Consider the following 16762-nt stretch of genomic DNA (forward strand, 5'->3'; position numbering starts at 1 on the left):
AATGACTCGAAGTAAAATGCGGCAAGTCACCAAAATTTTCAAGTTATGGTGTCTTGCCTTTTTATTATTTTTTTAATAACTGCTCTCCTATTCAAATAAGAATCTACTATAAGTCTAAATCGTCAATTAGAGTATTCTCTTTATTGTCCCTGAATGGTACTACACTGGTAACATTTTTCTTGTTTTTCCTAAATTCCTCAAACTTTTCATAACCCTTAACTGGATTCTCACTGAACATAGTATCAAATAAGTGTTGAACAATTTTATTCCTTGATTTCCCTGTTGTTATCACGTTGATAAGTGGTACATCTTCATGGCTACTAGCATCAATCCACTGAAAAAAAAGTTCTTCGTACTCGGCTAGTCTTTGTTTAAGGAATCTGTTTTCTTGTTCTAATAAATGGACCCTTTTTTCTTTATTATTATGATCGGCTATAATTTTCTTGTTTTTTTGTATATATTTTTTTAATTTATTTTCGTTAATAATAATAGCACCAATAAGTTTATCTTTATTGCTTTCCGTTCCTTGAAAGAACTTGTTAATTGCATCAATAGAATCCACAACTTTTTCATCTTCTTGAATTGATAAAGAAACGGTATGTTCGAGAACTTCATTTGCCTTGTCAATTGTTTTTCTACCTTGTCTTCCTTTTTTTCTCCAGAAATCTTCGCTAAGGAGAAGGTTAGATTTGTCGATTTTATACAATTCCTTGGAAAATCGGTAAATTTCCATATACTTAATCAGCCCATTATTTTTTTGCTGTTGAAGATACTGAGATATAATGTTATCAATAGCTTCTTGAGGATAAATTTTTGGTTTCCGACCTTTTTTACTCATTGGTAGTCACCTTTTCTTTTAAAATTGCTAGCTGATACAGGGAATGCTTTAGCTGCTTAGAGGTTTCTATTAGTTCGCGGTTAAACAACACATTTTTTTCAGAATATAGACCCTCTTTAAAACCTTTCATAGCTATTTGATATAGATCTTTCAAGTTTTGGAGCAATTGTTTTGTCATGTTTTCTTTATCATTAATTTTTTTTAAAATGATATCGGCTTTTTCTTTATATTCTTCAAAGCTTATACGCCATGCATCACAAAAAACATGATCGTCCACCTTGCAGTTTTGATTAGGATCTGTACAATATCCAATACTCAAGGGGATTCGAACATCCTTGTTTTCAGAAGGTCTTAAAATAAACTTCTTTTTAAATTCCTTTTCATCAAAAATTTCCTTTGTGTGCTGTCCTATATTTTGATTTAAGCTGAACTTGAGCATTAACTCCAGTACTTCTGAATCAACCCAATACTCCAAATGCTGATGATAGTGGTATTGGGAGTAGATGGAGACATGTCCACCCAATCTTGCAATTTCTACCGGATGGTAGCCTTGTGTCATAAGATTTAAAAAGGCGAAATGCCTTGTATCGTTAGGTCTGATTTTCCTGTTAATTACTTTTTCAAGGTCTAGGTTATGTTCGGCTATCTTTACTTCTTCTTGTTCCATAATTTTAAATCCATATTTTTTGCAGACTATTTCATAGTAGAATTCGTTTAAGATATACAAGAATATCTTTGAGTCAAATGCCTCAGGATCAAGCTTATTTTCCAAATAGCGTTTTTGAAATGGCAAGGACAAATATGAAATTAGAGTTGAAGAACTCCCATAATTATCAGTTGAATTTATATAAATATTTATTGCCTTAGCTAATCTGTTAGGAATTAAAATAGAGTCAATTACTTGTACCCTCCGGTTATTTTGCTTTTTTCTAGGTAGTTTTAATAGAAAACCGTCCTCTTCTTCTATTAAACTATCCCTTTTAATATCGCAGAATTCTGAAATCCTTAAAGGAATAATAGTAGTTAGATTCCACCATAAATAAATACAAAAGTACTTTCGATAATTCTCATCTGATAAATTATTTTTAAAATAATCCTCAACAACCATTGAAAATTTTAAAGTGTCCTGGGAACTAGGTAGTTCTCTTATCCCTTGCTTTTGTTCAGTCTTGGATTTAATGTTCCATATCCCTTCTGTATAAATCCCCGCATCATCTGCAGATGGAAAATAATCAAGAAAGTTCAACACAGAGTTGCAAAGGGACAAACGTTGTCTAGATGTTGAATTTTCTATGTACTTAATAGTGCTGCCTAAAAGGTCATTAGTAAAACCATTAGATATTGTTGCAATCTGCAAAAGCCCATTGACTTTGCCTTTTATAGTTACTGCGGCTAGGCCCTTGTCAATTAATGTTGCTGTCCAGCATTTCACAATAGTTTTTAAATCAAACTTTACCTTTTTTAACAACGTTTCCGTCAGACACTCGTAGTTTATATAACGTTTGTTTTTTTCTGTTTCATCGTATAAAGCCCAAATATCCTGATTAAACTCACAGTGATTAAATTGACTCTCATTCGAATATCTTGATAAAGAATCATGTGCCTGCAAAACCGAATGTTTTATATCAAACTCCTCACTCGCCAATACTTCAACTTGCTCAAAGTCCTCTACTTTTATATTCAGCATTTTCAACCTCTTTCTATTGTTATATATTCATAGGGGCTTGGTAATGCGCTAATTTGCTCTTTTAAATCGTCATATTCTATCTTAATAAAAGCACTTAGAACATCTGCACCAAACTTTTGTTTAGCATGGCTTAGAACTATGAGATCAGAAAATAGCAGGTTCGATATTCTCACCTTTTCACCTAAATACTTTGAGTTTTCATGTATTTCTAGGTAATCTATAATTCGCTTCTCCATGTTTGCGGCAATCTTGGTTAACGCGTAAAAATGGGGGACAGCGAAAGGGCATTTGTTACAGTCTCTATCTAAAAATATGCACTTTCCATAAATACATTGATAGTTTGCTTCTTTGGCTGGAAGTTGTCCGAAATTTAGTAAAAGCATCTTTTCTTGAAGCGCATTTTCTGAATGACCATTTAAATAATGAAAGAGATCTTCATCCTCTTGTTCAATAACATTAATATATCTAGCTAAATTTTCAATTTTATAAATATCGCCAAATATATCTTTTATAACGGCCGATTTCCTCAAGGGATCATCTGAGCTTATACTAGTCTCCCCAAGTAATACTTTAGAAAATAAGTCATAAGTATATCCGAAGTATCCTTTATCAAAAAGCTGACTGGCGATATAATCTACGTGCTCTTTTGGAATATCAATGTAAGTATTTGTCGTGTCTAGGTCTGAATGATTGCGTATGAATTTAGAGATTTCTAAGGGATTCCTCTTTGTTTTTTTCTTTACAACATCAGTCATTAGGCCAATAAAGGTACGGTTCATTTTTAATGAACCGAATATAAAGTTCTTTTTAAAATTAGTAAAAAGCGAATCATGTGTACCTTTAAGCATTTCGTTTCTTTGATTCATAAAGTCGATTAAATAATGTTTATTTGTTCCCAACAACCTTGTCCTTAGTTCACAAATTATTAGTGCGTTGGCAAGAGGGGGTATAAGCTCATCAGAACAAAAAAAGTAATTTGTTTTTTGATTTTTGGTATGCTTCAAGGACTGTAATTTACTAGAAAGCTGAACAACAATATACCTTGCATCCTCCAAACCTAAATTAGTATTCTCAAAATCAGAGATACTTCTAATTTTGTCTGGCAAATCCAGTCGAGGAATTTTATAAGCAAAATCAGAAGCTCTCCAGCCATTATTCATATGAAGCAAAACATATAACCAGGCAGAATCATACTTTTTATATGTATCTCTATCGTTTAATGCACTATTAATATCCTTAATTGCATTATGCTTGTGCAGCTTGATATCCTTAATATAATCTAACAACTCAATAAATTCAGTAGGGGAGTAGACCTCCTTTTTACCAATCCCTTTTCTCCTTTTCACCTCATAAGGATTATTTATTTTGCCCACACCTATTAAAGCAGTTGGCATTGCATTATTGATGGCATTAAAGAATGAAAAAAGGGTCATCTGATACTCCAGAAAGATTTCATGATTAAATAACAATAAATTTAACTCCTTTACAGAGTAAGAGAATATCTCTTTTGATTTTGTTATGTTCGCTATCAACTTAGTTATCGAAGCAAAACGAATAATTTGCTTCTTAACGGATTGTTTATTTCCTTTTGTTTTATTTAATATTTGCTGAACATAGGAAAACCAGTATTTTTGCGTTAAAGGGGCATTAGCGGAAAAGGAGATCTCTAATGCTACAATTAATCGTTCATAAGTAGCATAAGGGAGAGCAATGTCCTTTGTTATTTCTTTTTGAAGTTGTTCTCTTCTCATCTGACTCATATACTCATCAACACTGTTCTTAGGGTAAACCACTTTAGAATTTTTAAATTTCCCAATCTTTATAAGCCTAGGAAGATCTCTAGCAGTAAACTTTTGAATAGAGTTTCCACTTATGTTTAAAGAACGTAGCTCAATAAACGTCATGTACTCATTTTCAAACTTAGTCAACAGACTATTCTGAGCCTCTTTAAGCTTGTAAATTTCGTCTTTTGAATACCATTTGACGTTACTAATAACATGCCTTGGGGTAATTTCATTTTCTTGCAGGGCTAAGACCACAAGTTCTTTAGATAAGCCTAAAACTTTACTGATATCTCTTAAAAGAAGATGCTTATTTTTTAGATTCCCTTCTTCTATAAATTGACATCCGCTTTTCCCCTTCTTTAGAATAAAATCCTTTCTTTTACTTTTCGACTCCTTTAAGTTTAAATACTTCTTTTTACCTTTTGCCTCTTGCCTCTTTTCTCCCTTTTCTTTTTTGGCCTTTAAGTATTTATCTATTGACGATTTTCTAAAAGCTACCTTTGTTTTTTTGAAGCGATTGAATTTAGCAAGCGAAGGAAGTTCGTCTAGAATTAAACCATTGCTCTTGATTGTGTACGAACTAACCATTTTAACGTTTAATAATTTACTAACCTCTTTATAAGTCAAATGATTTTGATCATAATAGTTGTATAATTTTTCACGTCTTTTAAACAGTGAATCAATTTCATTTTTATCCCATCGATTGTAACTCCCACTTTTGCTATTTATAATTATCGGTTCAACATTATTACTTTTCAGAAATCTCTCGATGCATACGACTTTGAATAGTAGTGAAACTTCTCTTCTCGTATAGTAGGACGTATTATTTAATAAGGCTTTTCTTTCCAATGCTACGTTCACTAATCTTTTCTCGTAAACTGTTCTTATATTACAATACTTTTTTACTCTTGCAATTATAGGCAACTCTGTTGGATTAGATAAACTTAAACTATGAGCGCTAACACCTAGTCTTATTCCCTCATTATAGGTGACAAAGTTTGTTTGATAATACTCGTAAAGCTCACTTTGTATTTTTAGTAATTTTTCTGTATCACTTTTTTTATAATACTCAATATTACGTGTATCTTTTGAAATAGGATTTATATTATACTCATTCAATATCTTGACTAATTTAGTTGAATATGTAATATTCAATAGCTTACTCAATTCATATCTCGGATACATTTCTTTATCCATGTCCTTTATCACTCGCTTCCTCCCATTTTTCTAAATACGCCGTATCAATGGTTGAAACTTTATTATCATAAGCCTCTTGAATGAAGTTAATGGCCACTTTCATATTTTCAATTGCCGTTTTTTCATCAACATATGCTAACGCTGAGTTGATATCTCTGTCCCCCCGCGCAATGGCTATTTGAGTCGGATTTAGTCCAAGATCGAGCAAGAAGTTAGTAAATACCCCTCTGCCAATATGTGTAGACCAACTATTCTCTGCTAACAGGGCATAGTCGCCTATATTTTCTTCCATGCTTAACGCCCTTAAAAATGCTTTTTTTACTTTCATAAACCTCAAATGATACTGTTTTCCAGTTATAGGCAACCCGGTACGTCCAGATACAAACAAATAAGCTGGATTATTATAAACTCCTTTGTTCATAAGATTTTCAAGTCCCTCTAAATGCTCCTTATATATATTTAGCATTAGGTTGTTCATTAAAAGTGATTGATTTCTTGGGTTTTTCACTTGTATATGAGAAGTATTTTTTATGTCAGGAAAAAGTAATTCTTGGTTATCCCTTATCTCCAAGATCAACCCATTTCCTTGCTCCTTAATGTTTTGCCGAGTCAAATTAACTACTTCTGATCGTCTTAATCCGCCAAAGAACTGAAAGCAGATTCCTAACACTATATCTGGCGCAATATTTCTAGCAATATTTATTAACTTTATCGTAAGTGAATATCTATTTGTACCAAAATCAGACAACATACTTTTTACTCTTTCGTCTTTTCCAACAAATATAGTACCAAGCTCAATATCATCAAACGGATTAATTTCCACTAAATGATTGAGTTTTCCTCGTTTAATTGACTTATAAGTAATTTCAAAATCCTCATATATAATCCCTTGAATTTTTAACCAATAATAAAATTTGATTATATATCTCATTTGATCATTAACATATCCCGGGGAAAGTTCACCAGCCCTTGCCCTTAAAGATAGGCTTGAAATATATTTAGAACCGTGAATTAGTCTCATTCCGTTTATACCTTCATTTTCCAGACAAGCAAAAGAAATATCTTTTTGCTTTATCTGATCGATTATGTAGTTTAGAAACCTAGTTACCGCATATGCACTGTTACGTTGGCTACTTAAAGACTTACCTTTGTTTCTATACATTGTCTTGATAAAATTAGTAATAGGGGATGGAAAGATATTGTCAGTATTAGGATTTTTCATCCCAATTCCTATTGTCCTTACTTCACTTTCATATTCACCACTCAACTCAGTAATGCTGTACTCCCTTACAACAAAAAAACTCATATAATTGTCCTCCTTTCGTATTAATTTAACTTCTTTAGTTTCATAAATGGGAGAAGTGTTTTTTACAGTTTACACCATTTATTATAAACCATTCCCTCTAATATGGGCGGAATACTTAAGTAGGTTTAATGCTTTTAATATAAGTATTTATGGTGTATTTATTAAGTTAATACTATAAATAGCCCAGAAGTAGTTATACAAGTGCAATCACCAACAGTCTATTTGATTTATCAGCGTCAGAGAGAAATTGAAACGTTTGTTTCCGAACCATTTTTCGAAGTGGAAGCCCAATTTACCGCTCAACACGGAGTATATAAAGGAAAGGCAAAATTAAAAGAACCGAAGCGAGAAATCATTGCCAACCTGTTGCGTGATCGCAATATCCATCCCGATACACCGGGCACGATTACAGAGCTCACCCATACAGATAAGCGCATGCCGGCACCGCAGCTTCATTCACTTTCCACACTGCAAGCTACGGCCAATCGTAGATGGAAAGCGAGTCCAGCAATCGTATTAAAAACAATGCAGACTCTTTACGAAAAGAAAATTGTCTCTTACCCAAGAACGGACGCACGGCACATCACACCCGCTGAATTCGCCTACTTGTCAGCTTCAATTGAAGATTTTCAAAATCTTATTGGGCACGAATTTGAAGTCGCATCAAGAACACCGAAGAAAAGATTTGTCGACAGTTCCAAGGTGAATGAGCACCATGCCATTATCCCAACGAAGAAACTGCCCACTGCAGCAGCTGTCGCCAAACTGTCACCGCTTGCGCGTAATTTATATGAGGAAATCGTCCGGACTACACTTGCCATGTTTCACCGTGATTACTTGTATACTGAAACGAAAGTAACGACAAATGTAAATGGACTTCCGTTTTTCACAACAGGCAGGACAGAGCGCGATAAGGGGTGGAAGGAACTTTTCCCCCCATCTAAAAAGACAAAGAACTCCGAGGAACTCACTCTTCCGCAATTGGAGCGTGAGGAAACGGTACAAAGTGAAATTGCTATCAAAGAAGGAAAAACGCAAGCCCCGAAACCATACACTGAAGGCCAACTAATAGCGATGATGAAAACATGCGGAAAACTTGTTGAGGATCAAACTGAGACAAACGTTTTGAGGGAGATTGAAGGACTTGGTACTGAGGCAACACGTAGTGGAATTATTGAAACGATCAAAAAGCACGGCTATATATCAGTAACCAAAAATATCGTCGCCATTACTGACAAGGGTCGCGTCCTATGCCAAGCAATTGAGGGAAGCCTACTCGCAAGTCCTTCCATGACAGCGAAATGGGAAACATACTTGAGGAAAATTGGGAATGGAGAAGGGACAGGTCAGCACTTTTTAAACAACGTCACAAAGTTTATCCAAAAACTGCTTCAAGATGTCCCAAACGAGTTAGACAAGCAGGAAATCAACATTGCACTCCCGCCTGCACCTTCCTCTCGCAGGAAAACTTATAAACCAAAGGAAGTAGCACCCTGCCCTGCTTGTGGTAATGGTACAATCGTGCATCGAAAGTCATTTTATGGCTGTAGTAATTATAAAAATGGCTGCAAACAGACATTTCCCGGTACATTTCTCAAGAAAAGGCTAACCCCAGCCCAAGTAAAGCTGTTGTGCACAAAAGGACGGACAAGCGTTATCAAAGGATTCACTTCATCTGCAGGTAAAAAGTTTGATGCCCCACTGGAATTTAAAGATGGAAAATTGATGTTGGATTTTAAATAAAAATACGAGGTACAGACAACATTCTAAGTTCCGTCTGTACCTCGCCTCATATTATTTCTGATGACCACATGATGTGATAAAAACAGGGACGTTTCCGCCGTATCTTCAGCATAGAACTGAATCAACCGAGACAGCATTCCTCTCGGTGGATTCCTACTGCTTTTCTTAGATAATCAACCGAGACAGCACTCCTCTCGGTGGATTCCTGCTGCCCTTCTTAGATAATCAACCGAGACAGCAATCCTCTCGGTGGATTCCTGCTGCCTTTCTTAGATGATAAACCGAGACAGCACTCCTCTCGGTGGATTCCGGCTGCTTTTTTTAGATAATAAACCGTGACAGCACTTCTCTCGGTGGATTCCTTCCGCCTTTCTTAGATAATAAACCGAGATAGCACTTCTCTCGGTGGATTCCTGCTGCTTTTCCTGGATGATAAACCGAGATAGCACTCCTCTCGGTGGATTCCTGCTACCTTTCTGAGATAATCAACCGTGACAGCAATCCTCTCGGTTGATTCCGGCTGCTTTTCTTGAATGATAAACCGAGACAGCAATCCTCTCGGTGGATTCCGGCTGCTTTTCTTGAATGATAAACCGAGACAGCAATCCTCACGGTTGATTCCTGCTGCTTTTCTTGGATGATAAACCGAGACAGCACTTCTCTCGGTGGATTCCTGCTGCCTTTCTCAGATAATATGCGGCAGAACCGTCCCTCTGCTTCACCCATCCCTGCTTCATACCTCGGCTTCTTCATAACAGTAGTTTGAGTGATTCTTGGAGCGTTTGAATTTCTGCATAGATTCTTTGATTATGTGGCATATGAGGTACTTGAGCTGCTCCCAGCAACTTATTTTGTTCAATGGATTGTGCCATTGTTTCAAAGATATATAAAAACTGGGCAGTCTCATCTTTTGTGAGCAATGTTCTTCCTTCTCTGTTTACATTTGATTGCAGAAAATAACCAAGTTGTTCCATGGAAAAGAGAACTGGCGATATGTGACTTAGCCTGTCCATGTTATGGGGGATTTCACCTAATGCCGTATCATAAACCGTACGTAAATTACTTAGATTCGTTCTCATTTTATTTTGAATTCGGCTGATTCTTTGCGTATTCTGGGAGCTGTTACTATTATCAGCAAAGAGACTAAAAAATAGCTGTGATTGACTACGTATCGTTTTTGACATTAAATGTGGCAATCGACTAGAAGCAGAATGTCTACCAACTAGGAGAACCCCTATAACTCCGATAACACAACCAATGAGCACATCCGTCACACGTGCAGTTGCAAAATAAGAAATATCTCCAATTTGTGTTGTACTTTCAGCAGCCAAAATAGCATTCGGTGTAATGAAAGTAACAGCAAATGCATAATTACGTACAATGAAAATTTCTGTAAGGAAGAACAAGATACCGATAAGAAAAGCAACAACAATAGGTGATGGAGCAATCAAGAGAATGCTAACAGCAAGAAGGACACCAACCAAAGTTCCGAGTGACCTTTGAATCGAACGGTGAAATGTACTAATAATGGTAGAGCCAAGCATAACAGAACCACATGTAACAGGAATCCAATAAGAACGATCAAATTCATAGGAAAAGGCAATCAATGCGGCAATACTAAGTACAATCGTGTAGCGAATTGCTGATAAAAGCACAACTGAATTCTTGTCAAACGCATCTATAAATGTTCTTGTAAATGGCTGCTTTTGAATTTGAACTTCCATGTCTAAGTTTGGATTTGTTGCATGTAACACCCTATTTGCTTCCGCTACTTTGTTCAATAAACTTCCTTCAATAGATCCCACATCTTCAATCATAGGAGTAGGAATCATCTTCCCTTGACCCTTATTATGAAGAGATTGTGTCACTTGCTCCAAAAAGTATACTGTTTCAGAAGATAAGCCTCTAACTCCTTTCGCCTCAAGTTCTAAAATATCCATCCATATTTCATGGGCAATATTTTTTAGTACATATAAACGTTTAAAATACTGCTTGCTGCGCCATGAAATATAACCAGAAGTCAATGTTGCATCTGCATTCTTTAATGAAAATAATGTATTTTCTTTTATCTCAATAAACTTTTCCGTCCCTATTGATTTTGTTAAATTCGTAAGTTGCCCATAAAGGTAGTAAATGGATTCCTTTTCCGGTTTGTAAGGATCCGAAAACCAACCAATCATCGCTACTATCCAAGAAATTACTCCGCCCGAGAAAACAAGTGAAGCTCTTAAAAGCGCATCATGGGGGCTCACTTCCATCGCGGATGTCATCGCAAAAATTATGACAAAGAAGATAGCTGCTGGGCCTTGAATTTTAAAAGCACCGAACGTAAATGTCGCCAGGCCACCTATTAGCCCTAATAAAACACCAAATACAAGCGGATATCCGGCTGTTAGTGAACCAAGTCCCATCGCTAAAGTTAGTCCAAGTAAAACAAAAAATAACTTCTTTGCTCTATGCTTGTACGGCTCGTTAAATACATATAAATATGCAAATCCTCCAATCCCAGCGAGTAGTCCATATTGAAAGTTGCCAAGTAATATACCAATCATGACAGGTATGGATGAACTTAATGCCGCTCCAAATGCTTTTCGCAAGGGAAAAGGAGACTGCTTGATCTTGAAAGCATCTCGAATAATAGAGAGTTTCACACAATATTCCTTCTTTCTTTTTATAAAGCGAGTTTTCAATCAGTAGTAGGGTAATCACACTTATTCCACTGACGTTCGTTGAATGAATCGGGATTTTAGGCTATAAATTCTTCACGTATCATTCTTTAAAATCCCATCAAGTTGTGAAGTAGGGTCATACAGCCTGCGGTAAGCCTTAAATCTTTTATCCATTTAGAAGGAAAAGGGGGAAATTTACGCTTATATAATGAACATGTACGAAAGACTTTCTATACAAATATTAATTTTAATGAATTTACTTTTTAACGTCAAATGATGGCCGACTACATTTGACCACCCAACAACATGATGTATGCTAGTTAAAATATTTACCAACATTTATTTACTCACTTAAACAGGCATATAAATCCCCCATTTATCTCAAAATAGTAGATAACCTTTCTAAATAAATTTACGATAATCATTGCTATAATAGTTGTATACATTTTACTTACATAATGAAAATCAGTATATTTAAATAGGCAGTAATCAAATGTTTTGTTTGATTTTATATGGATGTGATTTTACAAATTATGTTTTTTATTCCATACATAAATAGTAGCAAGAAGAAGGAGCGATTTTTGTGGAAAGAGTTGTAGGTACTATCGCAAGGGGGCTTCGTTGTCCGATTATTAATAAAGGTGATCGTATTGAGGAAATTGTTGTTGATAGCGTATTAAAAGCTGCGGAAGTTGAAGGCTTTACGATACATGATAAAGATATTATATCCGTTACAGAATCCGTTGTGGCACGTGCCCAAGGAAACTATGCCACTATTGACCATATTGCCAAAGATGTCCAAGCTAAATTTGGTGATGATACAATTGGTGTCATTTTCCCTATTCTAAGCCGTAACCGTTTTGCAGTTTGTCTTCGTGGTATCGCAAAAGGCGCAAAGAAAATTGTATTAATGTTAAGCTACCCTTCCGATGAAGTAGGTAATCATTTAGTGGATATAGACACACTTGATGAAAAAGGGATAAATCCTTGGACGGATGTTTTAACAGAAAAACAATTCCGCGATCACTTTGGCTACAATAAACATACCTTTACTGGTGTCGATTATATCGATTATTACAAGTCATTAGTTGAAGAATATGGTATAGCATGCGAAGTCATTTTTTCAAATCAACCAAAGACCATTTTGGACTACACAAAGAATGTGCTTTGCTGTGACATTCATTCAAGAGCTAGAACAAAAAGAATTTTAAAAGCTAATGGTGGCGAGAAAATTTATAGCCTTGATAATATTCTTGCCGAATCAATCGAAGGCAGTGGATTCAATGAGAACTATGGTCTATTAGGTACGAATAAGGCAACAGAGGATAGCGTAAAGTTATTCCCACGTAATTGCCAACCAGTCGTAGACAAAATCCAAGAAGTCATGAAGGAAAAGACAGGTAAAACCGTCGAGGTCATGGTTTATGGAGACGGTGCATTCAAAGACCCTGTAGGAAAGATTTGGGAGCTCGCTGACCCAGTAGTTTCCCCAGCCTATACTCCTGGATTAGAAGGAAGACCAAATGAAATTAAATTAAAATACCTTGCCGACAATCAATTTGCAGATTTAAAAGGCGAAGAACTAAGACAAGCCATTGCAACATATATAGATGAAAAAGAAGATGACTTAGTTGGAGCAATGGAAGCGCAAGGAACTACTCCTCGTAGACTAACAGACCTTATCGGCTCACTATCCGACTTAACTTCGGGTAGCGGAGATAAAGGAACACCGATTGTTTATATTCAAGGATATTTTGATAACTATACAAAGTAATAATTATCGTAATCTTATTGGACAAGGGAGAATGGCTCCTTTGTCCTTTTTTCATCGTATTTTTCTGAAACTGGGGTAAGATCAGTATTATCCTTTAAATTAAATTCAGAAATATGATTTCAAAGGACTTTTATGAACTACCTGCCCAGGCTTAAGGTATCAGGTTGACGGATCATCAACTCCATCATATGAAAGCCAAAAGACAAACTACTCCATTTTAAGTAGGATTTAGGTTGCCCTTTACACAAGGCTTATAGGTTTAACTTTTTTATAATGATTCACAAGGATTAGCAACCTTATCTCCCAAATTAACATTACAATTGTTACAATTACTTTGATTGTGTTGAACCCATTTCCAACAAAGTTAATTGAAAATGTTTCTATGATGTAGAATAGAAGAGAGAGTATAACATAACTATTGCATAGTCTAGTTGTCAATTGATGAATATTACTCACTTCAGCAAGACGACTAATGTCTAGCATAAGTTGAAAAATGTAAAAAACGAGCACTAGTTTTAGTAACCCAAGCAATAATGGATACATACTCCAAAGTGAAAAAGTCTCCAAAAATAAATCACCTTGATTTTGCGGAATAAATACAGATGGAATCGAAATAAACGTAAGAATAGCCGCCAAATAGCTAGCTTTTTTCTCTCCATCAATTTGATTAGTCAGATTTACGACTCCTTGATAAATCAAATAGTAACCAATTGGGTTAGGAAGTATATCCACAAAGATGTGAATATCTATCAAAATGATAATTAATCCCCAAGTTATTTTTGTAAATGCTACCTTCATTTTAATTGATCCTTACTTTCCTTAACCAATTGATTGACTGATGTTTGGTTTAACCATGGTTCACGAATAACTGTTAACATATATGTAAAATCCCCCTCATTCTCAGTAACTCCGTGCAATGCCACATCTAATTCAATAAAGCTAGTAAGATTCTCATCTGTGGAGAATTGCAAGATAAGGCTATCGTCTTTTTGTAGTTCCATTGCCCCAAATTCAGATGCCACATAGGGTTTACTGTTTATTTGCATATGTAATTGATTTTCTACTTGTTTATAAGGTAGCCTAATCTCTTCAAGCCGTACTGACTTCTTCACTTCCAAAACATCTTCACTCGCTCTATCACCACTATCGCTTGAACTCCTATGTTCAAATACATCAGTATTTTCCTCATTCATGCCAATCGTAACTGTACCGATGTTAGTATGCACCTGTTGATGATTTGAAAAAGTAACATCAATCTCTTCAAACGTCCAAACCTCTTTAGAGAAGTCAATTGGCACCTCGCTAATGGGAATTTCAAGCAATACCTCCATTAAATAATTTTGGTTGAATGCTTGTTTGTAAGAAATTTGCTCTTGCCCATCACCAAACCACACACGGCCTTCATTCGTTGGTGTTAAGATAACCCCATTTACTTCCACGTAACTGACATGTATAAACTCATGCTTATCGATTAAATAATTGAATCGAATTTCCACAGTTTCTTGGTCATCAAAGATATTTTTTGTTATATAATGTTCTAGAAAAATTGGCTCTTCTAATTTACTTGATTGGAAATAAATGTAGTTTCCAACTCCACTTATCAATACGAGCAATATGCCTATCCAAAACATCCAAGGTTTCAAAAAATCACCATCACTTTTATGAATATATTTATTTCTTAGATTATAACATAAGATTTTTAAATATTCTTAATAAAGTTTGTGACTATTGTAAATCTGCTATTAGAGAAGAGCTTGACTCATAACACGTACCTACCTCGTGTCATTTCCATCTGGCTTACTTTGAATTCAACCTCTCTACAGGTTAAAAACACCTTCCCTTTATAGGCGAAGTAAGGATGCTTCAAGCAATACCACAAAACTCTTTTGCATTAAAGTAAGCTAGTCGTCCTACATTGTGCAATGAAATGAAAGATACATCCGGGACAATTAGCCAATTTTACCTTTTTGATAGAGGTTGTTTCCTAAAGATTGTTGTTATTAGGTGTTTTTGTTATAAATAAGTTCCCTTGGTATAATATATAGGAATGACTATTTCAAAGGGTCAAAATTCCGTTTGGCAAATGGTGAAATCCTTATCACTATATGTTCGTTATTTAATTCGGGGGGATGCACAATAAACAAGAAAATAATTCACATCATAAATGTTTTAATAGGTATTTTAAGTATAGGGTTCAGTTTATTCTTTACTTGGGGAGTTTTAGGGTTCGGTCCAGAGGGAAATATGCTAATCATCGCCTTTCCGTTGGCGGTTATTGCTGTATGGGCAGTAATCTACTACTTACAGATTAAATTCCGTTCAATAAAAAGTTTCGTAATCTTACTATTGGTAGAATTGATTTTATTTTTTTCAATAGTTGCGATGATTAACCTTCATTAGCATCGTTAAAATATTGGTTGAAAAACCTCCCACAAAAATAATTTCTATATAATGAGCAAATTGTACATGTTAATCTATGTAACCACGTTCAGCCATTAATGCACCTCTTACAACGGGCAACTAGGTACCCATATTCGAATAGGTACCTAGTTGCCTATAAAGAGGCTTTTATTTATATCTCTTTATCAACTCCAAATATTGTGTATCTCCATACCCCAACATTGGAAAAAGCGCAAATAGTTTTTGCAGCAGTTCGGAGGTTGGCAAATGTTTATGTTTCACAATATATTTTATCACCGGGTTATCTTCTGTCTGCATCTCTAGGAATAAATTGACAGCCTGATACATCACCGGTAATAGTTCTATAGATGGCCTTTGGTGCTGAATCAATACTTTCTCATAAACAGTTGCATACTTACCCAGTGTCACTTCCGTCTGACTTACTTTAAATTCGTCTTCTCTAAAGCTATTTAAAAATACCTTCCCTTTAAACCTCGACTGTTCCAAATAGGCGAGGATCGTCAATGCATTCATCTGGCAAAATACATCCTCCCCAAACCATAAGACAATATAGTTGTAATCCTTCTCAAACAAATTACACAAAGGCTTGATCACCTTGTTCCGGTAACTTTCTACCGTATCACGATGTCCAGATGCCCGCATTTGGATGAACGCATCATCAAAGACAGGTACTGATGTTTGGTGTACACACATCGCTTCATTGAATGGCACATAATCAGACATTCCCATCAATTTTTTACTGTTAAATTCATCATACATCACTTGACCATTTAAAATATTTAGCACGTCCTGATCAAACAATTCCTGTTTCCTATCTTTCAACTGTTTTACTTCTACTTCTCTACTCATTTTTACATCTCCCTGCTGCATGATAATTTTGGTAAAGGACTGGACCGGCTGAGGATGAAGCTGGAATTCCTTTGGATTAAGACCAAAAGCAGTTTTAAATGCTCTACTGTATGATTCCTGTGACGAATATCCATAATCCATGGCAATATCAATGATTCTTCTGTTTTGGATGAGATCTTCAGTTGAAAGATATAACCTGCGTAGAAGAATATAACGTCTTATACTAATTCCAGTTAATTGATGAAACTTAAAAGAACAATAATAAGGTGAATATCCCATATAATCCGCTAAATCCTCTAACGAAAACCTTTCTCTCATCCTCTCCTCCATCCAGTCAATCATCCACTGTATATATGTATCCATTTGCTTCACCTCTATTGTCATTATATTGGAATGAAGAATAAGTAATTTGACATTTGTTGTGCAAAAATAGTTTTGAGCTTTATAAGTTTCACAGATTGAAGGGAATTTTTATTGGACAAGTTTTGGAGAAC

At 35.3% G+C, this 16762-nt stretch carries 10 protein-coding genes; 2 read left to right on the forward strand and 8 right to left on the reverse strand.

Translation table 11 applies throughout. The features are described from left to right. Positions 1 to 106: 106 nt before the first annotated feature. The 4 genes from ACFFIS_RS06295 to ACFFIS_RS06310 are packed head-to-tail and all read right to left on the reverse strand — an operon-like array spanning position 107 to position 6812. Positions 107 to 838 carry a hypothetical protein gene (locus tag ACFFIS_RS06295; RefSeq protein ID WP_320380589.1) on the reverse strand — a complete coding sequence of 244 codons (732 nt, stop codon included), beginning with the start codon at positions 836 to 838 and terminating at the stop codon, positions 107 to 109. Continuing rightward, positions 831 to 2525 (reverse strand): site-specific integrase, encoded by a 1695-nt coding sequence (locus ACFFIS_RS06300; protein WP_390186652.1) that lies wholly within the window; start codon positions 2523 to 2525, stop codon positions 831 to 833. The genes ACFFIS_RS06295 and ACFFIS_RS06300 overlap by 8 nt, the downstream gene beginning before the upstream one ends. 2 nt (positions 2526 to 2527) lie before the next feature. Next, positions 2528 to 5518 (reverse strand): hypothetical protein, encoded by a 2991-nt coding sequence (locus ACFFIS_RS06305; protein ID WP_390186653.1) that lies wholly within the window; start codon positions 5516 to 5518, stop codon positions 2528 to 2530. After that, positions 5499 to 6812, reverse strand: a complete 1314-nt coding sequence (locus ACFFIS_RS06310) for a site-specific integrase (protein WP_390186654.1) — start codon at positions 6810 to 6812, stop codon at positions 5499 to 5501. The genes ACFFIS_RS06305 and ACFFIS_RS06310 overlap by 20 nt, the downstream gene beginning before the upstream one ends. Positions 6813 to 7013: 201 nt before the next feature. Between ACFFIS_RS06310 and ACFFIS_RS06315 the strand changes: the two genes are divergently transcribed. Beyond that, a complete protein-coding gene (locus ACFFIS_RS06315; protein ID WP_320380681.1) occupies positions 7014 to 8555 on the forward strand; it encodes a type IA DNA topoisomerase in 1542 nt (513 codons plus the stop codon). Positions 8556 to 9304: 749 nt separating this feature from the next. Here the strand turns inward: ACFFIS_RS06315 and ACFFIS_RS06320 are convergent. Next, positions 9305 to 11206 carry an FUSC family protein gene (locus ACFFIS_RS06320; RefSeq protein ID WP_390186656.1) on the reverse strand — a complete coding sequence of 634 codons (1902 nt, stop codon included), beginning with the start codon at positions 11204 to 11206 and terminating at the stop codon, positions 9305 to 9307. A gap of 601 nt (positions 11207 to 11807) precedes the next feature. Between ACFFIS_RS06320 and ACFFIS_RS06325 the strand changes: the two genes are divergently transcribed. Then, positions 11808 to 12998, forward strand: coding sequence for a coenzyme F420-0:L-glutamate ligase (locus ACFFIS_RS06325; protein ID WP_390186658.1), 1191 nt, complete (start codon positions 11808 to 11810; stop codon positions 12996 to 12998). A gap of 240 nt (positions 12999 to 13238) precedes the next feature. Here the strand turns inward: ACFFIS_RS06325 and ACFFIS_RS06330 are convergent, their stop codons facing one another. From ACFFIS_RS06330 to ACFFIS_RS06340, 3 genes are all read right to left on the reverse strand, one after another. Continuing rightward, positions 13239 to 13796 (reverse strand): hypothetical protein, encoded by a 558-nt coding sequence (locus tag ACFFIS_RS06330; protein ID WP_320380684.1) that lies wholly within the window; start codon positions 13794 to 13796, stop codon positions 13239 to 13241. After that, on the reverse strand, positions 13793 to 14641 hold the full coding sequence (locus ACFFIS_RS06335; RefSeq protein ID WP_390186660.1) for a hypothetical protein: 849 nt from the start codon (positions 14639 to 14641) through the stop codon (positions 13793 to 13795). The genes ACFFIS_RS06330 and ACFFIS_RS06335 overlap by 4 nt, the downstream gene beginning before the upstream one ends. Before the next feature lie 925 nt (positions 14642 to 15566). Beyond that, a complete protein-coding gene (locus ACFFIS_RS06340) occupies positions 15567 to 16631 on the reverse strand; it encodes a helix-turn-helix transcriptional regulator (RefSeq protein WP_390186662.1) in 1065 nt (354 codons plus the stop codon). Positions 16632 to 16762: the final 131 nt, after the last annotated feature.

The sequence above is a fragment of the Paracerasibacillus soli genome (assembly GCF_042432965.1).
Lineage (GTDB): Bacteria > Bacillota > Bacilli > Bacillales > Amphibacillaceae > Paracerasibacillus > Paracerasibacillus soli.

Coding starts and splice junctions, on each gene's coding strand:
- ACFFIS_RS06295 (WP_320380589.1), bottom strand. CDS start 838: ATGAGTAAAAAAGGTCGGAAACCAAAAATTTATCCTCAAGAAGCTATT.
- ACFFIS_RS06300 (WP_390186652.1), bottom strand. CDS start 2,525: ATGCTGAATATAAAAGTAGAGGACTTTGAGCAAGTTGAAGTATTGGCG.
- ACFFIS_RS06310 (WP_390186654.1), bottom strand. CDS start 6,812: ATGAGTTTTTTTGTTGTAAGGGAGTACAGCATTACTGAGTTGAGTGGT.
- ACFFIS_RS06330 (WP_320380684.1), bottom strand. CDS start 13,796: ATGAAGGTAGCATTTACAAAAATAACTTGGGGATTAATTATCATTTTG.
- ACFFIS_RS06340 (WP_390186662.1), bottom strand. CDS start 16,631: ATGGATACATATATACAGTGGATGATTGACTGGATGGAGGAGAGGATG.